General features: G+C 46.3%; 17 protein-coding genes and 1 pseudogene. 15 read left to right on the top strand and 3 right to left on the bottom strand.

The features are described 5' to 3' along the window. Positions 1–2,352 (top strand): CHAT domain-containing protein (locus V2H45_RS18675; protein WP_330485187.1); only part of this gene is annotated, 2,352 nt, incomplete at its 5' end. Between the two features lie 218 nt (positions 2,353–2,570). Further along, positions 2,571–4,349, top strand: coding sequence for a ShlB/FhaC/HecB family hemolysin secretion/activation protein (locus V2H45_RS18670; RefSeq protein ID WP_330485186.1), 1,779 nt, complete (start codon positions 2,571–2,573; stop codon positions 4,347–4,349). A 45-nt stretch (positions 4,350–4,394) separates the two neighbouring features. Here the strand turns inward: V2H45_RS18670 and V2H45_RS18665 are convergent, their stop codons facing one another. Next, positions 4,395–5,714, bottom strand: a complete 1,320-nt coding sequence (locus V2H45_RS18665) for a DUF58 domain-containing protein (protein WP_330485185.1) — start codon at positions 5,712–5,714, stop codon at positions 4,395–4,397. 52 nt (positions 5,715–5,766) lie between these two features. After that, positions 5,767–6,345, bottom strand: a complete 579-nt coding sequence (gene pyrE, locus V2H45_RS18660; RefSeq protein WP_330485184.1) for an orotate phosphoribosyltransferase — start codon at positions 6,343–6,345, stop codon at positions 5,767–5,769. An 84-nt stretch (positions 6,346–6,429) separates the two neighbouring features. Between pyrE and V2H45_RS18655 the strand changes: the two genes are divergently transcribed. Beyond that, positions 6,430–6,870 (top strand): hypothetical protein, encoded by a 441-nt coding sequence (locus tag V2H45_RS18655; protein WP_330485183.1) that lies wholly within the window; start codon positions 6,430–6,432, stop codon positions 6,868–6,870. Between the two features lie 182 nt (positions 6,871–7,052). Here V2H45_RS18655 and V2H45_RS18650 read toward each other — a convergent pair whose 3' ends face one another. Next, positions 7,053–7,463, bottom strand: coding sequence for a DUF1824 family protein (locus V2H45_RS18650; protein ID WP_330485182.1), 411 nt, complete (start codon positions 7,461–7,463; stop codon positions 7,053–7,055). A gap of 31 nt (positions 7,464–7,494) precedes the next feature. Here V2H45_RS18650 and V2H45_RS18645 point away from each other — a divergent pair, with 31 nt between their 5' ends. The 12 genes and pseudogenes from V2H45_RS18645 to V2H45_RS18590 all read left to right on the top strand — a co-directional run bounded on the left by V2H45_RS18645 (position 7,495) and on the right by V2H45_RS18590 (position 21,813). Continuing rightward, positions 7,495–8,169, top strand: a complete 675-nt coding sequence (locus V2H45_RS18645) for a polysaccharide deacetylase family protein (protein WP_408648829.1) — start codon at positions 7,495–7,497, stop codon at positions 8,167–8,169. A gap of 149 nt (positions 8,170–8,318) precedes the next feature. Continuing rightward, positions 8,319–8,828, top strand: a complete 510-nt coding sequence (locus V2H45_RS18640; RefSeq protein ID WP_408648828.1) for a GNAT family N-acetyltransferase — start codon at positions 8,319–8,321, stop codon at positions 8,826–8,828. 172 nt (positions 8,829–9,000) lie between these two features. Beyond that, positions 9,001–10,299, top strand: a complete 1,299-nt coding sequence (gene eno / locus V2H45_RS18635) for a phosphopyruvate hydratase (protein WP_330485179.1) — start codon at positions 9,001–9,003, stop codon at positions 10,297–10,299. Between the two features lie 290 nt (positions 10,300–10,589). Then, positions 10,590–11,231 (top strand): molybdenum cofactor guanylyltransferase, encoded by a 642-nt coding sequence (locus V2H45_RS18630; RefSeq protein WP_330485178.1) that lies wholly within the window; start codon positions 10,590–10,592, stop codon positions 11,229–11,231. Positions 11,232–11,296: 65 nt separating this feature from the next. Beyond that, positions 11,297–12,427 carry a geranylgeranyl reductase family protein gene (locus V2H45_RS18625; RefSeq protein WP_330485177.1) on the top strand — a complete coding sequence of 377 codons (1,131 nt, stop codon included), beginning with the start codon at positions 11,297–11,299 and terminating at the stop codon, positions 12,425–12,427. 29 nt (positions 12,428–12,456) lie between these two features. Beyond that, complete coding sequence (locus V2H45_RS18620; RefSeq protein WP_330485176.1) at positions 12,457–14,100, top strand: ArnT family glycosyltransferase; 1,644 nt, start codon at positions 12,457–12,459, stop codon at positions 14,098–14,100. A 76-nt stretch (positions 14,101–14,176) separates the two neighbouring features. Next, positions 14,177–16,447, top strand: coding sequence for a pentapeptide repeat-containing protein (locus V2H45_RS18615; protein WP_330485175.1), 2,271 nt, complete (start codon positions 14,177–14,179; stop codon positions 16,445–16,447). 690 nt (positions 16,448–17,137) lie between these two features. Beyond that, positions 17,138–17,896, top strand: coding sequence for a ferritin-like domain-containing protein (locus V2H45_RS18610; RefSeq protein WP_330485174.1), 759 nt, complete (start codon positions 17,138–17,140; stop codon positions 17,894–17,896). A 28-nt stretch (positions 17,897–17,924) separates the two neighbouring features. Beyond that, positions 17,925–18,668, top strand: a complete 744-nt coding sequence (locus V2H45_RS18605; protein WP_330485173.1) for an isoprenyl transferase — start codon at positions 17,925–17,927, stop codon at positions 18,666–18,668. A 497-nt stretch (positions 18,669–19,165) separates the two neighbouring features. Beyond that, positions 19,166–19,688, top strand: a pseudogene (locus V2H45_RS18600) (OsmC family protein). An 87-nt stretch (positions 19,689–19,775) separates the two neighbouring features. After that, the gene (locus tag V2H45_RS18595) at positions 19,776–20,984 is read left to right on the top strand and encodes an acyl-CoA dehydrogenase family protein (protein ID WP_330485171.1); all 1,209 of its coding nucleotides are present in this window, start codon (positions 19,776–19,778) and stop codon (positions 20,982–20,984) included. Continuing rightward, positions 20,977–21,813 (top strand): ABC transporter ATP-binding protein, encoded by an 837-nt coding sequence (locus V2H45_RS18590; RefSeq protein ID WP_330485170.1) that lies wholly within the window; start codon positions 20,977–20,979, stop codon positions 21,811–21,813. Before V2H45_RS18595 ends, V2H45_RS18590 begins: the two co-directional genes overlap by 8 nt. Positions 21,814–21,882 lie beyond the last annotated feature (69 nt).

The following is a 21,882-nucleotide window of genomic DNA, read 5'->3' as shown; positions in this document are numbered from 1 at the left end:
GAAGAGGAAAACCCTGTCCACAACTTGTTTTTATTTCCCAACAACTCTAATATTGTTACTTCAAATATATCTTCCTTAGCTGGTGTGTCTGGTAGTGGCAACGCTGGCTCGATTTCACTAATTAGCACAAGTGGAACGATTGACACTAGCTTAGGAACCCTTGTTTCCACTTCATTTATTGGAAACGGAGGAAATGTTTCCCTTCAAGCAGCAAATAATATCGTTACTTCAAATATATCTTCTTTCGCTAGTACTAGTGGTAATGGAGGAAACATCTCTCTGACAAGTACAAGTGGAGCGATCGACACTAGTTTGGGAGCCCTTGTTTCCACTTCATCTATTGGCAAAGGAGGAGATGTTTCCCTTCGGGGATCAAATAATATTGTTACTTCAAATATATCTTCCTTTGTTTCTTTAAGTGGCAATGCTGGCTCGGTTTTGCTGATTAGTACAAATGGAGGGATTAATACTAGCTTAGGAACCGTTAGTGCTACTTCATTGATTGGTAATGGAGGGAATGTCTTTCTTCAGGCAGCAAATAGCATCTTTACTGCAAATGTAAATACATTTGCAAGAAATGGCAACGGTGGCAATATTAACTTCACTGCTCGCAACAGCATTACAGCAAATAATCTCAATGCCAGAAGCGCGATCGCTAATGGTGGCAATATTACCCTCGACCCCATAGGTAACATCATCTTCAACTCTGCGAATACTTCTGGAGCCATTCAGGGCGGAAGTTTTTCGGCTTCTTCAACAGGAGGGAATATTCGAGTATTAGGTTTTGTGACCAGTACGTTTGCTGCCTGTGCGGGTGCGAGTATTTGCTCTGCTAGCAGTAATGGAGGAACGGGCGGTCAGATATTTCTCAGGCATGGCGGATTAGCTCCTTTCATCATTGGCGATCCCAGTATTAATGGAACCGCTGGTATCGTCACCTCAGGTTCCTCCACCTTGGCTCTTGGCAAAATCATTCCCGTCGGCACGAGCATCTTTACCCAAGGCAATATTCTTGTCGCTCCCTCAGGGGATACGGTATTTACACCCCCTGACCTTTTAGTCGATCTTCTTGCCGCCGATCTAGACACCTTGAAACTGCTAGAAATCAGGGAGGTAATGAAACGAGAGGTCGATCGCTACTTTAAAGAAGAGAACTTACCAAAAGCATTTGAAGCGATCGAAAAAGCCTATATTTCTGAGCTAGAGGTTTATTTGGGAGACGATCTCAAGCCGCCTGTATTAAACATGAACCAAGCCCAAGAAATCATAGGTGATGTTTCAAGACGATCTGGAAGTATTTCGGTATTGATTTATCCTGTGATGCTGAACGATCGTATCGAGATTCTGGTCATCCCTCCCAAGGACAAAGGTAAACCCTTTCACCGCTATACCAATTATGCCAATGAAGCTGAAATTGTGGCAATTTTGGAAGAGTACAGATCTAACCTCCGCGATCCGAGTTCGCAAGATTATTTAGTACAGGCGCAAAAGCTCTATGACTGGGTCATACGTCCAATTGACGATCGGCTGCAAGCCTTGAAAATTGAAACCATTGTATTTGTCATGGACTCAGGCTTGCGCGTAATTCCGCCTGCGGCGCTTCATGATGGCAAGCAGTTCCTCATGGAACGTTATGCTTCCGCAAATATTCCAGCATTGCGGGTGACCAGACTAGAAGATCGCGATCGCAAAAACACGAGTGTTTTAGCCATGGGGTTAACCCAAGCAAGAGAAGGTTTAAGTGCGTTACCAGCCGTCGAAATTGAAATTAGAACCATTGGTACGCAGGTGCTCTCTGGTGTTGCATTTTTAGACCAAGATTTCACCGTTGGCAATATGCAAGAGCAAAGGAGCAAAGCTAGCTATGGAATTTTGCATTTGGGAACCCACGGTCAATTCCTTGCCGATCGCGTTAAAGATTCCTATATTCAGTTTTGGGATAGCAAGCTGCGATCGCACCAAATTCCCGGTCTAAGATTTGATAAGCCTGCGATCGACATGCTGACCTTAAGTGCTTGCGAAACTGCTGTTGGGAACAATTTGGGTATCAGTGGTTTGGCAGTAGAGTCTGGGGCTAGAAGCATTCTTGCCTCTTTATGGACGGTGTCAGATGCGGGGACTGCTCCCCTCATGATTAGCCTTTATAAGGCTTTTCCCAATGCGATCAGTAAAGCAACTGCTTTACGGCAAGCACAACTCGATTTGTTGAGAGGAAAGGTTAAAGTTGAAAACAATCAAATTGTCGGAGTTGAGGGTTTAGGTGCGATCGCCTTGCCCAAGGGTACAGGGAATGTCGATCTAAGGCATCCTTTCTTTTGGTCATCCTTTATCTTGGTGGGAAATTGGTTGTAAATAAAGAGAAACATAAGATAAAGTCCGTTATTTCCTAGATCTCAATTTGACAAACAAGATGTAATATATAGCGGTTGGTCTTTAATACTGAGCCAACTATTTCCCTAAAAGCCTTATGGTATAAAGATTTTATTTAAGATTTCCTTGTCGTAAAACATACTGCGATCGTAAGTGTTGGTCTATAAAACTGGTGCATGTTAGCAATCTGAGGTGTGAGGGTGAATCAAGATTTAAAACGTTTAATCAAGTTGAGCAGCAAGATACTGATTGTCACGCTGCCAAGCTTAATGTTGGGGTTAGGCAAATTCCCGAGCGATGCCCAAGTTCCCTCCATATCCTCCCCACTAACTCGCCCACCAGAATCTCTAACACCAAAGCTTCAAGCTAAGCCTTCAAGCCCAATTCTCAACACTTCGCAATTACCCCTTCCAAAACCCTCCCCTTCACAGACTCCAAGCAATTCGCAGACTAAATTATCGCAACAAGTTCCTCAAAACGAAGTCTTAATTCCAGTTAAGCGAATTGACATCGTGGGAAGCACCATTCTCACCGCAGCCGAAGTTGAGGCGTTGACAGTACCACTCCAAAATAAATCGGTCACGCTCAGTCAACTGCGAGATGTTGCTGACAAAATTAGTCAAATCTATCAAGATCGCAACTATATCACTTCCCGTGCTGTTCTCACCCCCCAAGACATTAAGGATGGTATAGTCACGATTCAAGTAAGAGAAGGAGCTTTAGAACGGGTTGACATTAAACGAGCGGGAAATGTATCAGGTCGATTAAATGATGACTATATCCGCGATCGCGTCCTGCAAGCAGCAACGCCACCCCTCAATTTTACACAACTAGAAGACGAACTTCAACTATTGAGATCTGATCCTTTAATCGGTGACATTCGAGCCAATTTAACCACGGGTAGTAAGGAAAATCAGAGCGTTTTACAGATTACATTTACTGAAGCGCAAACCTTTAGCATACGTCCCTTTTTCGATAACTATGGAAATCCTTCTACAGGGATCTATCGGGCTGGCGTGAACCTGCAAGAGCTTAATGCTACGGGAAATGGGGACTCTATGATTTTAGGGTACACGCGTTCTGGTAGTTCTGATATTTATCAGGTGAACTATCAATATCCGATTAACCCGAAAGGTGGAACCCTTAGCTTTAACCTTTCTGCGGGGCAAAACCCAGTTACCGAGCCACCCTTTGATAGCTTAAAAATCCTCACAGATTCGCAAACCTATGAGCTAGCCTATCGCCAACCCTTAGTGCGATCGCCTCGCGAAGAGTTTGCCCTTGGGGCTAGTTTCGCAATTGAGAATAGCGGTTCCTATTTTGGCGATCGCTCGTTTAATTTCCAGAATTTCAAGTTTGACGACGGGCGATCGCAATCGCGAGTTTTGCGATTTAGCCAAGATTATCTGAGCCGAGATCCAAGCGGTGCTTGGGCATTGCGCTCTACCTTCAATCTTGGGTTAAATGCTCTAGGCGCCACAATTCGTACAGATGGTTCCCCTGACGGTAGATTTTTCTATTGGATCGGTCAAGTTTTGAGAGTGCAAAAACTGGGTTCCGATCGCGACACCTTGGCATTCTTTCGACTGAATATGCAGTTCTCTGGCGATCAGTTGCTGTCGCTCAATCGTTTCAGTATAGGTGGGCCTCAGTCTATTCGAGGCTATCGTCAAAATCAACTTACAGGGGACAGTGGCATTCAGGCTTCAGTAGAGTTGCAATTTCCCGTGGCAAGAGATAGCGAAGGGTTTTCTACTGTAAAACTCCTACCCTTTGTGGAAGCTGGTACGATTTGGAATTCTTCGGGCATAAATTCGACTACCCAGTCATTGCTTGGAATTGGTTTAGGGGCAACTTACCAACCGATCCGCAATCTTATCCTGCGTCTCGATTATGGGATTCCTTTGGTGAATGTCAGTAACCCAGGCACAAACCTACAAGATTCAGGCTTTTACTTCTCAGTAAATGCAAATTTCTAGAATAGATCTTCGCAGATGCACCAATCAACGCAGCAGATGCACCAATCAACGCAGTTGAGATTGCAATTGGGATTGTAGCGCTCTATAGATTGTGTCAGGGACTCCATCTAAATCTGTATCTGGATCGTTCGCATCAACCACCATTCCTAACAGCTCTCCCGAACTAGAAGGAATTCCTGAATCTGCTTGTTGCCAAAGTAGCCAACGACTACCAAGGGGTAAATCTGCAAAACTCCGATCGCGATGAGTCAACCACACCACAGGTAGATCGGGCAAATCCAAAACATCCGATGAGGAATTTGGGGAAAGGGTTTCATCGATCGCGATCGCAGCTAGTGTTTCCAACACCAAACGATTTCCTTGCAACAGGTCGGATGTACTTGTCCAGAGTTTGACATTGAGATTAACTTTCTGGGCATAAAAATACAAAGATACTGCGGCGACGACCGCCTGCTCAAAGGCTTCCGATTGCCAACCTGCGGAGGTGTCTAGGGCAATTATGACCTCTTGCCCGCCAATTGTGACTTCTAACTCACGGACGCGCAACTCGCCAAATCTGGCACTGGTACGCCAATGAATCAGACGGGTTGGATCGCCCCAGCGATAGGGGCGCAGGGTTTTAGTCAAGCCCTCCGTAGAGGTGTTATGGGTATGGTCAGGGCTATATTGTTTGGGACTAGTATCTCGACCAATTTGATCGATCAAGGGACATTGACTTAGAGGCAAAACGGTTGGATAGACGATCACTTTCTCAGAAGTTCGGCGCGATCGCCGACTTCTAAAGAGTCCAAACGGGCTAGCTGTGGCAATTTCTACTTGAGTAAATTGAAATACGCCGCGCCGAATCGACGGAACGCTATAAGCCCAATAATATTTTTGGTTTGTGGCAATCTGCTCGATCACCACCTCTTGTTTCAGAATATTCGACATTCCCTCTGGTAGAATATCCCGCACTTCGAGCAGCAATTTATCGGTTTTGGTGGGATTGCGAAATACTAACTCAACGGTGATGTCGTCACCCGCACTGACAGCCTCGATCTGCGATCGCTCCACTTCTAGTTCGCGTAACAAACGTGCTGGCATAACTGCCCCGATCAGCAATAGCGCAAAGCTGACACCACTAATCACATACAGCCATCCCGCTAACGTATTGCTGGCAGCCGCAAAGAAAAAACCTGCCAAGCCAATTAGCATTCCCCCTGCAAATTCTGGTGTAGAGAAACGCCATTCTAACCAATTAAAAAAACGCTGCCAGAGACTAGGTTTACGCTTTTTTTGTTTTTGGTAAGTTTGCGATCGATTAGGCTTTTGATTTCCTCCTACTTTAGAGCCAGAAACTTGGGTCGAATGCTTGGCATTTGTCATGTCATTTAAGTGGTTATTTGACAGGCTGATTTCAATGATTTATTTGACTAGTTTAATTGCCTAGTTTTAGTTGGCTGGCAAATTCCTGAATCTCAGCGATCGTAAATACAGAGGCAAACTTTAATCCTGCCTCAGCATAAAATTCGGCGCCACCTTGATTTCTATCGACAAGCGTGATAATTTGCTCGACTTGATAGCCTGCTTCTTGCAACTTTTCTACCGCAAACATCGCTGATTTACCCGTGGTTACAACATCCTCTAAAACAACGACTTTGGCTTGGGCTGGTAGCTGAGGGCCTTCAATCCAAGCAGCAGTACCATGCCCCTTTGCTTGCTTGCGTACGATCAATGCTGGAATGGGGCGATTCTCATAGGCAGACACAACACTTACCGCAGAAACAATCGGATCGGCACCCAAAGTTAAGCCTGCCACTGCTTGTGTTTCTGGGGGTAACATTGACAATAAAACCTGTCCAGTCCAAAGCGCACCAAAGGGATCTAAAGTTACCAATTTCCCGTTGATGTAATAGGTACTAGCTTGCCCAGAAGAGAGTGTAAAATTACCACTTTTATAAGCCAAACGGCAAAAAAGTTCTAGCAGTTTTTTTCGGGTTTGAATATCTTCAGTCATAAATTAATTAATTAATAGAATTATTAGTTTAAACGGTAATTAATCTGCTAAATTATTCTGCATCTAATTGTGAGGATGTACATTATGAGTACTCGGTTTTGTTTGCTAGCTTCATCGATCGCGATCGCTTCAATGGCGATCGCTGCGGCTCCATCTTTTGCCAATCCTTATCGCACCAATCAGGATGCTTACCCCAATAACTATCCAGCGGTCTATCCGCAGGTATATACAAAGGTTCTAGATATGACATCCGATATCAATCTCCCCAATCCCTACATTCAATTTGAATATCGGGATCAGGAAATCGGACGCCAAACGAGTGCCTTTCGGGCTGTAAATCAAGAAATGATGGATCTGCAAACGATGAGCGATCCCACCCTTCGCACCCGCGATCTACCAAATGTCTATTGTTCATCTTTGCTAGCTGAAGGTTTCAATTCTTGTGCTGCTCCCGTTGTCGAAGCAGAGCCTGTCGTTGTACCACGGTACGAGCCACCAGCACCAGCAGTTCCTGCCCTTTGGTAATCATTTCTGGTTTTTAAAACTCGTTACCAAAACTCGTTACATAGTTTGCTGTTAAGTTACAAGCTGAACTTTATGGCAAATTAATGTTCGATATCTATACTTCATAAGTAGGCTCACAAAAAAGATCTAAATTTCTCCTTCTTTCCAATCGAAGAGAGGGAGAAATTTAGGTGTATTAAAACTTAGAGATGGAATAGATCGAGGGGAAAGTGCCCATAGGTTCCACAATGCCCATCCGCAAAGTCGGATTGATAGGAAACTAGTACCCCACGATACTTGCCAGAGTAGGTATCCTCATGGCAAAGATTTGTTCTAGGGTTAAATTTGATATAGATGCCATGTTCGGAATTCTGTGAAGCCTTGCCAATTGTGGGGGGGACTTCATAGCCAAATGCTTTCGTATAAGCCTTTAGAGCCAAGTGTCCCTGTATTTGACTATCTGCACAGACACCAAAGATTTGATAATCTGATGCTGTCGCTAGACTCAATAGAGCCTTTCGCACGATTTCGGGTTCGGTTAATGAATTCGGATCGAGATCGCTTGCCGCAATCAGAATTGCCTCAGTTGCTTGAGCGGTTGGATGGTCGGGCATGATGTTTGTGTAGTCAGAAACATTTCCAATGATCCATCTAGCTCCCCTATACCCTCAGCTCTATAAAATTTTAAAACCGAGTTTTCCAGATTGCCTCTGGTCGGGCAAAGGAGATCGTAAAGTCGTCGCTTTGACGTTTGATGATGGACCACATCCTCAATATACGCCGCAACTGATCCAAGTTTTAGCCCAACACCAAGCGATCGCTAATTTCTTTTGGTTGGGATGCTGTGTCGAGCGATCGCCTCAAATCGCTAAGGAAATCTATCAACGCGGTAATTGGGTTGGCATACATGGTTACGACCATACATCTTTCCCATTGCTCACTGCCGATGCCCTTCAACTGAGTTTAGCGAAAACGCAAGCCGCGATCGCCAAGGCTTGCGATCTCGATCCCAAAGATATTCGGGATGTGCGCCCACCGAATGGACTATTTACACCCCGCACGCTCACCCTCCTGCGGCAATGGCAATATCGTCCTGTGATGTGGAGCGTAGTCCCCGAAGACTGGGTACGTCCTGGTATCGATGTTGTAGTCAACCGTGTCATGCATCAGGTTGTCAATGGTTCCATCATTGTTTTGCATGATGGCGCTCATGGCGGTCAGGATGTCGCCGCGACTGTGGCACAGTTGCTACCTTTATTACAAGCTCAAGGCTATGCATTCGTTACGATCGAGCAGTTGTGGCATGAATCCAAGTTATGAATTTTATTGCGACTGTGGCAATTAGGAGATAATTAACTGCGTAAGTTTCTTTTGTGAAAGCGCTATCTCAACTTGCCGCCATGATTGTTTCCCCCGAACCAGATTCTGAGTCTAGCGAATTATCCCCCTCGTCAGTCAGTATTCGCGATATGGCGATCGACGATATTGCCCCTGTCTATCACCTTGGGGAAGAACTATTTACCAGCGATCTCTATCCCTACCTCTATCGCACTTGGGATGAATGGGAGGTGATTGGGCTATATAACACCGATCCTGAATATTGCATGGTGGCAGAAGTCAACGAGCAGTTAGCAGGATTTGTGTTGGGAACAGTGATTACCAAAGCCTCTTGGACTTACGGCTATATTATTTGGCTCGGGATCGATCCCAACTTTCAAAGGCGGGGCATTGGGGACAAACTGGTTGACAAAATCGTCGAACGCATGATCGAAGAAGGGGCAAGGTCGATGCTGGTCGATACCGATCCCGCCAATTTGCCTGCGGTTAACTTCTTTACCCGCAAGGGGTTTGGTAATGCCCACAAGCATATTTTTCTGTCGATGAATCTCAGCAAGCATGAATATTATGGTCGATTAATTGCTTACGAACGCGATAAAGCCGATCGCAATAAGCATCGTCGTCCCCGTCGTCGTCCTTAAAAATTTGAGCGAAAAATTTAAATAAAAAATTCAAGTGAAAAATTTACGGGTGCGATCGCAAATCTCAAGCAGTCTCAATCAAATATTAAAATAGGCACAATTTTTGAAAGTATCTGGCGCTAAAATCTGAAAGCAAATTGAGGCATAGTTGTTATAAAGAGGACGAGTCATAGTGACCAAAAGTACAACGACGAAAAGTACAGCAATCACCGCGATCGCCGCACGGGAGATTCTTGATTCGCGGGGAAAACCCACCGTGGAAGCAGAAGTCCATCTCGCGGATGGATCGGTAGGACTAGCCCAAGTACCCAGTGGTGCATCAACAGGCAGCTTTGAAGCCCATGAGCTGCGCGATGGTGACAAAAAACGCTATGGCGGTAAGGGCGTACTGATCGCAGTGCGAAATATTCACGAGAAAATTTTGCCCGAATTGAAAGGGCTAGATGCGCTCAATCAAGAGCTGATCGATCGCACCATGCTCGATCGCGACGGTTCACCCAACAAGACCGAACTGGGAGCGAATGCGATTTTGGCAGTTTCTCTCGCCAATGCTAAAGCTGCAGCAGCATCTATTGGACTGCCCCTCTATCGCTATTTGGGTAGCCCCTTAGCAAATCTGCTACCAGTGCCTTTAATGAATGTGCTGAATGGTGGCGCTCATGCCGACAATAACGTTGACATTCAAGAATTTATGATCGTGCCTGTGGGCGCACCGAGCTTTAAAGAGGCTTTGCGCTACGGGGCAGAGGTATTTGCAGCCCTGAGTGCCGTGCTGCATGACAAGGGTTTAGCCACCTCCGTGGGCGATGAAGGCGGCTTTGCCCCTAACCTAGAGTCTAACCAAGCCGCCTTAGAGCTTTTGGTGGATGCAATTACTAAGGCTGGTTACAAACCAGGCGAGCAGATTGCTCTTGCCTTAGATGTTGCCTCTAACGAACTCTATAAAGACGGTCAGTACACCTTTGATGGCAAATCTCACAGTGCCGCCGAAACGATCGCTTATTACGAAAAGATGGTGAGCCAATATCCGATTGTCTCTATCGAAGATGGCTTACAGGAAGAAGACTGGGCGAGTTGGAAAGCAATTACAACGCAACTGAGCAATACGCAGCTTGTGGGCGACGATTTGTTTGTCACCAATAAAACCCGCCTCGACCGAGGCATTCGCGACGGCTGCGCCAGTGCGATTTTAATTAAGCTCAACCAAATTGGTAGCTTGACGGAAACCCTAGAGACGATCGCGACAGCGGACAAAAACAAATACCGTTCTGTAATCAGCCACCGTTCGGGCGAAACAGAAGATACGACCATTGCCGATCTAGCAGTTGCCACCCGTGCGGGACAAATTAAGACAGGCTCTCTCTGTCGAAGCGAGCGCGTTGCCAAATACAATCGCTTGCTACGGATTGAGGCTGAGCTAGGCAGTCAAGCAGTTTATGCAGGCAAAGTTGGTTTAGGTCCAGCCAGATAAATTCAAAATCAAATCTTCAAGCAAAATTCTTTAGATTTTGCCCTACCCCTTAACCCATACAGGTTGAGGGGTAATTTTTTCAAATCGCATTCCTGAAGTGTCGCTATTTAAAAAGCGCGCTACAGGCTTCCAGACAGCGAATAGCAACTACAAGCATTTAGACTTTTTTTGCCAGAGATTGAGCTATCTGTGCTAGTTTCTAACGTATTACAAACTACATCTAAACAAGGCAAAGGAATCGTCGTTCAGTCACTAGTCAACAGCTCATCTAATCGTTACGGTCAGAAAAAATGAAAATTGCCGCGATCGCACTGGCAGGTGGACAAAGTTCCCGCATGGGACAAGACAAAGCGCTAGTCGAAATCGATGGCGTCCCCTTATTGCAGCGCATCTGTACTGCCGCTCAGCAAGCTGGGTCAACGGAGATCTATATCGTTACAGGTTGGCAAGAACGCTATCAGAAATTGGCTTTGCCTTCTGGCAGCAAATTTGTCCACGATCGCGATCGGCAAGGCGCACTCTTTGGCTTTGCCTTGGGATTGGCTGAGGTAAACCAAGCCTCTAACCCTCTAGATTGGGTACTTTTGCTTGCCTGCGATCTCCCCCATCTGGATGGGGCAATTTTGCAAACTTGGGCAAATCAATTGTCCGATCTGCCCGAAAAAGCGATCGCCTATCTACCCAGACATGTCGCTTCTAGTTCGCAAAATTCTCGCCAAAATTTTAAATATCAGCCTGAATGGGAGCCCCTATGCGGCTTTTATCGCAGTAGCTGTTTGAAAAATCTAGAGGAGTTTATCGAAACAGGTGGCAGTTCGTTCCAACGGTGGTTATCTCAGAACAATGTCGAGGCGATCGGCAATGTCGATTCCCAAATGTTACTTAACTGCAATACCCCCATAGATTTACTCAGAGTCAAAACTGTAAAATGAACGCTTGAGGGTAAACTTGTATGGCTTTATCTTGAAATCCTAAAAAATTCACATATTTTTTACTTATGTACGACTGCATAATTGTCGGAGCAGGCCCCGCAGGTGGCGCAGCAGCTTATCATTTGGCAAAAACAGGACGCTCGGCATTGGTTCTAGAGAGAGAAAGCTTACCCCGTTACAAACCTTGTGGTGGTGGTGTTTCTCCCATTGTGCAGGAATGGTTTGACTTTGATTTTACCCCTGCAATCTCACTTACGATCAGGCAAATTCGTTATACATGGCAGTCAGGCGAACCACAAACGGTTGAGCTATCAACCAAAGAGCCTGTATGGATGGTACGCCGCGATATCTTCGATCATTACATCATTCAACAGGCACAAAAACTTGGTGCTGAAGTACGGGATAGTACAGTCGTGACTGGCATTGAATGGAAAAGCGATCGCTGGTTGGTCAAAACCGAACAGGAAGTCCTCGAAGCCAAATATCTAATCGCCGCCGATGGCGCCAAAGGCTCTATGGCAAAATGGCTGGGCTTTAAAGAGCGCAAACGTAGAATGGGAGCAGCCTTAGAGGTGGAAGCTCCAGCGACCAACCACAATGTCGAGGCTGCCCATTTTGACTTTGGTGCTGTCAGTAATGGCTATATCTGGAATTTTCCCAAAGCCGATGGCTACTCGATTGGCATTGGCACGTTTTTGGGCGGTGAAAAACAAAACCTCAAAGAAATTGGGGCAGAATATGCCAAGACCTTTGGCGTGGACTTTAGTACTGTCAAACAATTTGGTCATCCGATTTGTCTATGGGATGGCGACCAAGCCCTACATACTCAGAATGCCGTTTTAGCAGGTGAATCAGCCTGTGTGGTCGATCCATTTACAGCCGAAGGGATCAGACCTTCTCTGTTTACAGGGATGTTGGCAGCAAAGGCGATCGATCGGGCTTTAGGGGGTGACACCAATGCCCTTAAAGACTATACCGAAACCGTTCAACAAGAATGGGGTGCTGACATGGCTTGGGCACAAAGGATTGCGGGCATTTTCTATCGCATTCCTAGTTTTGCTTACAAAGTTGGAATCAAGCGTCCTGGGGCTACTCGTCGCATGGGACAGATCCTCTGTGGTGAAGTTCGCTACCGTGACGTTGCCGGTGCAGCAGTCAAAAGCCTGACCAAGGGACTCATTCCTGGGATGGGTTAGGCTGTAGGTATCGGTTACTAATTTACAGAATGAATATGCATAAGTGGGCGATCGCTCTACTGGTCTGGGGTCTTGCCTTCCGTACGATGGCCGCTAGTTTTTTGAACACGGGATATGATGAAGCGTATTACTACCTATACACACTGCACCCTGATTGGAGCTATTTCGATCATCCGCCCTTAGTGGCTTGGGTCACGGGGCTAGGTATCTGGCTCACAGGGGAAGTCACCCAATTCACGATTCGGATTGGCTCGGTGATTTTATATACGGGTACGCTTGGATTTCTCTATCTCACTAGTGCTAAGTTGTTTGACAAACGTACAGCCACGCTGACGTTAGCGCTCGTTACAGCGATTCCCATCTTTCAGGTAGCTTTCGGCTTTTTAACCCTACCTGACAGCCCTCTTATGTTTTTCTGGGCAGCAACGCTATGGGTAGCTGCCCATGAATTTTTTCCTACTACCCCTACTGATGGGGTTTTGCCTTATAAACCCACCCCTCGCTTGGCACTCATAGGGTTACTGGTAGGCTTAGCCTGTTTGGGGAAATATCACGGCTTTATCTTGGGATTTGGACTAGTTTTATTTTGTTTGCTTAGTCAGCACCATCGACCCGCTTTTTCTTCTCCTTGGGCGATCGCTGGTTTAGTCCTGTTTGGTTTGACCATTTCTCCGATCGCCATTTGGAACGCCCAACATAGCTGGGCATCTTTTCGCTTTCAGGGTACGAGAGCCGTACCCACAGAGATGTATAGCCTTGAAGGCTTATTCGTAACTTTTTTAGTGGGTGTAGGCTATCTTTTTCCCACATTTGGGTTTCCGATCTGGTGGACGAATCTCAAAGTAACAGGGCAAATTCTGGCGATCGCTAAAGATAAGTTTAACTATCGCAATGGATCGATCAACCTAGAACCAATGCAGCAAAAGCAGTTACTGATCTTAGCGGTGTCTCTACCCATATTTTTAGGTTTCACGCTCATGGGTGGCTATCGTCAAGTCCTACCCTCTTGGCATATGCCAGGATTTTATGGTGCCACTTTAATTTTGGGACAGCAGGCAGCGATCGCACAACTACAGCACCCCAAGCGCATACGAAATTGGCTCTGGGGTTCGAGTATAACGATTGTCACGATCATGTTGATTGCCTTGATGCATGTCCATAGTGGTATTTTCCAAAAAGGAGGCGATCGCGCCATCCTCGGAGGATTTTGGGCAGCCAAGGACGATCCTTCTACCGAAATGATCGATCTCGTACAGTTGCGTCAGGGATTTAAAGATTCACCTGTGCTAAGTGCTGCCCTCGCCAAATCTGACTTTGTATTTAGCAATAACTTCTTTGTGACAGGACAGGTGGGCATGGCGATTTCCCCGATTGGCAATAAGCCGATTACTTGTTTCGATCAAGATTTACGCGGCTTTGCCTATTGGTCAAAGGCTGAAGATTGGGTCGGCAAAAACGCGCTCTATGTTTCTGCGGAATTGTTTCAAGAACCATTTATCGAGCAGAGTGTGGGGCTATTGCCTAGCATCGTTTCTAAATACAGCAGCTATTTTGAGGCGATCGAAAAAGTGGGTGAGGTACCGATTAAGCGCGGTGGCGAAACAGTGCAAAAATTTCATGTTTATCGCGCCATCAAAATGCTCCGCCCCTATCCCCGTCCCTATGGGAATTAAGCATTAGGGCAGAGGTAAGAGCACTGCCCCATAAAAATTGATTTAAAATGAAGGGCTACATTGACTGGAGGATAAGATGTCACAGGACTTTGCGGGTCAATATCTACGCGGACGGTCTTTTAAAGGACAAGATCTGAGCGGAGCTAACTTTAGTCGCGCCGATATTCGCAGCGCTGATTTTACGGGTGCGAATCTCACGGGTGCAAATTTTAGCCATGCCAAAGCAGGGCTGACCAATGTGCGCAAAGCGATCGCTTTGACGGGTCTATTTGCGCTCGCTAGCGTGACGGGCATCTTATCTTTTTTCCTGAGTACGGCGATCGCGAGGGAAACCCTGACAAGAACGGGAATCGCTGCTATCCCAAGCGTATTTTTGCTGATTGCTTTAGCCTTTGGCTTTTTGGTGGCACTGCGCCAAGGTTTCAGCGTTCTAGACAGTTTTTTGTTTAAAGGCATGGTGGCAGCAACGGTGATTGCAGGTTCGATTATCGGTTCCCAACCCTTGATCGCGGAGGCACTCGCTACTAGCACGCTGAGCGTGCTGTTAGCCTTTGTGATCGCGAGATCTGTTGCCGCAATTGTAGCAAGTGCTGAGATGGTGCGTGGTAAGACCGCAGGGGCATTTGCAGGCGCGATCGCGATCGTAGCCGCAGTGGTGGGATGTCAATTCGCAGATGCACCTGTATGGAGTTCTCTCTGTACAGTGGGTCTAGGTATCTATGTGGCATGGCAAGCGATCTCAGGTGACGAGGGACACACTTCCATTCATAATTTTGCTGTGATGACGGCAGCAGTTTTGGGAACGAGCTTCCACGATGCGAACCTTACCGATGCGGATTTCTCCCAAGCCCATTTGAATAACACGGACTTGAGAAAAGCAATTTTGACGCGATCGCGCTTTTATCAAACTGAAGAGCTTTCTCTAGCAAGGGTAGAACCCCACTCGATCTTGAGCCAACCTGCCTTACGCCATCTATTGACCACAGGCAATGGGAGGAAACAGTCCTATGTGGGCGTAGACTTTCGAGGTGCGAATTTGAGCGGTGCGGATCTGAGTGCTGCGAACCTGAGAGAAGTGGATCTGAGAGGGGCTAAACTGCGCGGTGCGAACCTAGAAAGAGCGAATCTTACCCTAGCGAATGCGGTAGGCACAGATTTTGGTAATGCCTTGCTCACGGGAGCTTGCCTAGATCGCTGGACAATTGATTCGAGCACCAATCTGGAACAGGTTGACTGCCGCTATCTCTATTTGCAATCTGCTTCGGCAAAGGGAGAACGTGCCGAACGTCGGCCTACCCAAGGTGACTGGGCACCAGGAGAATTTACGCGCCTATTTACGGTAGCCGATCGCCAAGCGGAAAGCGTATTTGAGTCAACGGTTCTAGGGAATTTGGCAATCAATCGCGAAGAGATCTTTGCCTGTTTGATGATTTTGATTCAAGTGGCGATCGCGGATAATCGTTTGGACGACCAAGAAAAAGCCCTACTCACAGAAGCCATTGCTGCTCTAGATCTGGGCGAGGAGATTACGCTCGATCGCTTGCTCGAAGAGAGAATCTCTGCGAACGATCTGCTCGGAAAAATTAATAGTCCTCTGATTAAGGAGCAACTTTACCAATCTGCTTACATCATGGCTAAAGCGGATAGCGACGTCAGTACGCCTGAAACAGAACTCTTGCAGACAATTCAAGCTAAGTTTGAGTTGGCGGATACGACCATTGAGAAGCTCACTGGCATTGTCAATGCCGCCCAAAATCTGTCGATCGCGGAACAAATGGAAGCGATCGCCGATCCTGACAAACGAGAATTGGCAGTAAATACCAACGTGCGCCTGTTTGCGATTATGCATGCTGTCGGTGGTGCGATGCCCACACCAGGATTTGCCACGGTCAGCCATTTGATGATTTACAAAGATCAAGTGGAATTGATTCAAAAAATCGGCAAGATTTGGGGCTATCCCTCAAACTATGCCTCTCCAGATTTTAATAAGGTCGTGTTTGGCAGCGTAGGCGCGACCGCAGCAAGGATTGCCCTCTCTAATATCGTCCTTCTGATTCCCGTAGCAGGAAGCATCATTAGCGGTTCTACGGCATTTAGCATGACTTGGGCAATTGGGAATCTGGCGAATCAATATTTTGCTGAAGGCTGCGAAATCGATGGGGTCACGCTAACAGAACTGTTTTCTGATGCTAGAGCCGAGGGCAAACGCACGTTCCAAGATCTGCAAGAGGCGATCACGGAAAAGCAAAAGGAACTCGCACCAGCGATCGCGGCTCTACAAGAGAAGTTCCAATTGGGCAAAATTAACGAACACGAATATATCCGCGAGATCAAAGCGATCGCATAATTGAAGCCTACATCAACTCACATTGCAGGCATACCTTAAAACTGGCAAAGCGATCGCCCATAATCTCCCAGTTTTTAGATGCACCAGACGTAAGTTAAGATAAAACATCATCCGACACTACCTAATCGAACACTACCTTTGCTCGATTAGGTAGTGTAATTGGCAGTGCACCGAGGTTATATGAAGCGACAAAATGGTTCGGGCTGTTTTACGGCAATTGTTGGTCTATTGATCGTCATACCACTTTCGCTAATAACAAGTCCCAAAAAGCCTTACCAACCTTCTCCCACTCAGCAAACTAGTAATCAACCAGTGACGTCAGGCGAAATCTGGAGGACGGTTGGTATATTGGGAGGAGTACTAGCTTTCGCAATCATTATGACGATGGATAAATATAAGGATCGTTAAATCTGACTCAACCAAAGAATATGTCTGCACTAAAAGAGGCGATCGCGATAGAAACGGAACGACTTATTTTTTCCATCCAGAAGAAACCGACTTTTTCCTACTAATTTGCCTACTGCATCCGACTGACAAGAATAAGGGACTCTTCTAGGCTCTTGTGTAGACCTAAATCACCCTATGCCATGTCACTCACTAACTACAACGAAGATCTAGCGGGTAGGCTTTACCCACAACCCCACTGGTTACAAACAAGATTTCGGCTTAAAAGTCGAGGTGTTTCTGGCGGTGCTAGTAGGCGCAACGACTGTTGAATCACCCATTCGCGGCTATTCAGAAGTGAGTTGGCAATATCTCAAACGATTCCACCAACCAATGGCAGGATTTGTGGGAGGACAATGGGCGGAGGATGGAAGCTTATTGGAATTGGGAATGTGGGAAAAAGAAGAACGCCAACATAGCCCAGCTTTAGCCAAAATTTATAAAGAGCTTACGGGGGAGTCGCTAACTGCCAAACCTACGAGAGTTAAGCCCTATCAACCTTCAGAATGTCCTTACCAAGATATGTACCGTCATGGGCTGCATCGCTTCGTTACGGAATACGGTGCTACCTGTCTCTACCTTTGGTTAGTTGCCCATTCCACCGATGCTCTGCAACAGGTATTGGTAGAAATCCTATTGGATGAAATCAACCACATGACCAAGTTTTTTGGATTTGGAATTTGGGCTTTTGCGGAATCCTCTGGCGATCGCCTCAAGGATTCCCTTAACAGAATTCTCACCAACTACGGTCAGTCGCGATCTCAAGTCACTCAATCGACAAAACAAATCCCAAACCCTTCTGTAGAAATCTATCGCACCTTTGGCCGCGTCATGGAATTGCTTGACTGGCAAACTTGGCATCCAATTTCCAAACTGGAATTGACCTATACATTTTTACGGGTTATGCATCGACTCTGGCGGTGGCGATCGACCCTTACTCCTGAATATCTACAAGGGCTCTTGGGCACACCACCCTGCGAATCATTGAATCAATGTAGCCTTTAGCGAAGAACGAAAAAGAGGAGCAAAAACAATGACAGCAAAACAATTTACGGCTTTACCCCAAGATCTGCAACCGCAACGTTTACCCCAGCATGTTGCTGTCATTATGGATGGGAATGGCAGGTGGGCAAAAAATCAGGGATTACCACGAATAGCAGGACATCGGCAGGGAGTGGATAGCTTGAAGGAGGTCGTACAGTGTTGCCAAGACTGGGGTATTCCTATACTTACGGTCTATGCCTTCTCTACCGAAAACTGGCAACGTCCGCTCGAAGAAGTTAATTTTCTGATGCTGTTATTTGAAAGCATGCTTCGTCAGGAGGTAGAACAAATGCATAGACAGGGAATTCGCATCTCATTTATTGGCGAATTAGGATCGTTGCCTTCAGTTCTTCAGATGGAAATCGCCCAAGCAATGCAAATTACTGCCAACAATCAAGCTTTACACCTGATTGTCGCACTCAACTATGGCAGCCGACATGAAATCGTGCAGGTTTGTCGCCAGTTGAGTCAGTTTGTTGCCAATGGAGAACTTCAGTCTGAAGCCATTACTGAGGATGTGTTTGAGCAGTATCTCAGTACCGTGAATATTCGGAACCCCGATCTCTTGATTCGTTCTAGCGGAGAGATGCGCCTCAGTAATTTTTTGCTATGGCAGATGGCCTATACGGAAATCTACTGTACGGAAATGTTATGGCCAGATTTCAATCGCGAGGCTTTTCATCAAGCCTTAGTTAGCTTTCAAAGCCGCGATCGCCGCTTCGGGAAAATTTAACCCCCATTAAGAATGTTTCTTGCCATCCATAAATAAAATTTACGGCAAACCTCTTAGCTTATCGTGGAATTACAAGGGATCTAGCACTGTCTCTTGGCTAAAACAAATGCTTCAGATGGCAAACTTTTGGTTGGATTTCACTAGCTTAATTAGACCGTAAAACACGCCATAAAGCACAATTGAATAGAGGTAAGGGAATTAAAGTCCCAGGGGGCTTCGGCTGTGCTCGATCGGCGTTGAGCCTATGGGCACAGTCTTTCGAGCCAGTACCTTAGTGGAGAGATTGCATTCACGTTTTTTTAGAAAGCCTATTTCTTGTAGCTTTAAAGTCGTGTTTTTGGTGCTACCTAACAGTTGCCTTTTTGAAAAATCCATGATAGCTTAAGTCCTATAAGTCTATGTATTTATCGTAGTATTAAGCCAAAATTATAGTGGCTTTATTCATTGCGCTTTTAATTAGATAGATTGTTCTATTCAAGAAATATCGTTTAAACCCTATGACTGAAACAGCGATCGCCTCTCAAAACACCCTGCGTCCAGTGAGCAAAACTGGATTGGAAAATTTGGCAGCTACTGCCAAGGCAAGTCCCAATGTTGTCAAATCGATCAAAATCAAAACCGTTTGTGAAGGGCAGTTCCGTAACTTAAACTATGTGCGTGACTTACCCGAACATGTGATTGACGAACCCCCCAGTTTGCTCGGTCAAGATACAGCGCCTAATCCTTCGGAAGCAGTGCTAGCAGCGCTTGGCTCCTGTTTGTCCGTAGGAATTCATGCCAATGCGATCGTGCGTGGAATCACTCTGACCAAGCTAGAACTGGAACTCGAAGGAGATATTAATATCACAGGAGTCTGGGGAATTGGTGACCTTAGCGAAAAGCGTCTAGGTTTCACCGATATACGAGCTAAAGTGAACTTAGAAGGGAATGTCAGTCGCGATTGCCCATTCTAATGTGTGGTCGCCAGTCGCCAATACCCTCCGTAATCCAGTAAATCTCGATGTCGCTCTGGCTGAATAGAACTGATTTCTTGGAATTCTAAGGAAAGATTCCATTTGTTCCGATCGCCCCCATTTTCTTTTTCGGATATTTTCGGGTATTTGACCTATGCAGACTACTTTACCGCTAGCGTTTGAGAAGATTTCTAGTAAATTGCCAAGTTTTGCTGAAGGAATAACGGTAAGTCCTTTGATTGCAGAATTACAAGCCATCATTACCCAAGAGCTTGCGCCAAAAGTACAGTCTATTGATGAAGGTATGTACCCACGCGAATTTATGCAGCGTGTCGGTGCGTTACAGGGATTTGGTCAGACGGTATCGCCAGAATTTGGTGGAACGGGCAACGGACTGAAAGCGGCTATTCAAGTAATCGAAGCCATTTCCGCAGAATGCTTGTGTACGGGGTTTATGGCTTGGTGTCAAATAGCCTGCACTTGGTACATGCAGAATAGTGACAATGCCTATTTGAAAACTCACATCTTGCCGCAGGTCGCTAAGGGAACGCTATTGGGTGGAACGGGTCTATCGAATCCGATGAAGCACTTTGCGGATATCGAGAAAATTGCACTTACAGCAAAGCGGAAATCGGGCGGTTATGTCCTTAACGGTCTATTGCCCTGGGTCTCTAATATTGGTGCGGGTCATCCATTTGGAATTGCCGCCAAACTAACGGATAGCGATGGTTACTTAATGGCGATCGCATCCGACCAATTCGCAGGCTTAACGCTCCGACAAAATGCACACTTTATTGCTTTAGAGGGCAGTGGCACATTTAGCTGTTGCTTTAAAGATGTGTTTATTCCCGATGAATGGATCTTGGCCGTTCCTTGCGAAGACTATGTGCAGCGCATTCGCCCAGGATTTATTTTGACCCAAGTTGGCATGGGATTAGGGTTGATTGCCGATTGCATCAATACGATCGAGCGCTATCAATCGCGATTGGGGCATGTAAATGCTTTTCTGGACGATCGAGCGCAGGATCTTGCTGAGGAACTCGCGATCGCCCGTCATCAGACCTACACCCTAGCGGATCGGTTGAGTCAGCCCGACGTGCAGATTACCTCTGATTTATTGAGAGAAGTGCTCGAGATCAGAATTGCTGGTTCGGAGCTATCGTTACGGGCTGCCAATGCTGCCATGCTTCATGCTGGAGCGAGGGCATATCTGCATGGTTCTCGACCCGCAAGGCGATTGCGCGAAGCTTATTTTGTGGCGATCGTTACGCCTGCAATTAAACAACTCAAAAAGATGTTGTATCACTTGGAGCAAGGAGACTTGCAGGATTCATCAATTTCTGGAGAGAAGGATGATGAGTAACCTATTTACAGCGCCAGTCAGTCAAGAAACTCTACCAAACCCAGATATTCCCCTCCTAGCCGTGCAGAATTTGCATAAGCAATATCAGACACGACGAGGTTTCTTAACTGCATTTGAGGGTATTAACTTAAATGTGGAATTGGGTGAAGTGGTTTGTTTGCTGGGGGCTAGTGGTTGTGGAAAGTCATCGTTGTTGGCAACGATCGCAGGTTTGCAGCAAGCCGATCGCGGCGAAATTTATTTGCAGGGCAGTCGCTTAACCAGCAGCCATCCTCAAGTTGGCATGGTATTTCAAGATCCCTGTCTCTTGCCTTGGTTAAACGTCGCTCAGAATATTGCCTTTGGACTGAAGCTCAAGCATATGCCAAAGCTGACGAAACCAGAGTTAAGAACCCGCATTGCGGAAGCGATCGCGCAAGTTGGTTTGCAAGGATTTGAGCGCAGCTATCCCCATCAACTTTCGGGCGGCATGGCGCAGCGGTTGTCCTTAGCCAGAACTTTAGCCCGTCGTCCCCAGCTACTTCTACTCGATGAACCCTTCAGCGCCCTCGATGCAATTACCCGTCTCGATATGCAGAACCTGCTGCTCCAGATTATTTCTCAGTTGCAAACAACCGTGTTGATGGTGACCCATGACATTGATGAAGCCCTATTGGTAGGCGATCGCGTGTTATTGATGGCGCGTCATCCTGGGCGAATTCATCAGGAATGGCGAATTACGCAACCAAAGCCCCGATTTCAGCAGGCGCACCTTCTATCAGAAGTTCGCTTTAATATTTTGGAGTCTCTATCCACAGTGATGGATACCCCTGTTTCAAGAATTTTGTAGAAGATTAGTTAGAAAGTTAGCCTACATTATTCATGAGAACCCAAAAGAGAATAAAAATCAAGAAAAAAG

It is taken from the genome of Tumidithrix elongata BACA0141, from assembly GCF_036349135.1.
Lineage (GTDB): Bacteria > Cyanobacteriota > Cyanobacteriia > Pseudanabaenales > Pseudanabaenaceae > Tumidithrix > Tumidithrix elongata.
This window is presented reverse-complemented; position numbering and strand designations above follow the sequence as displayed.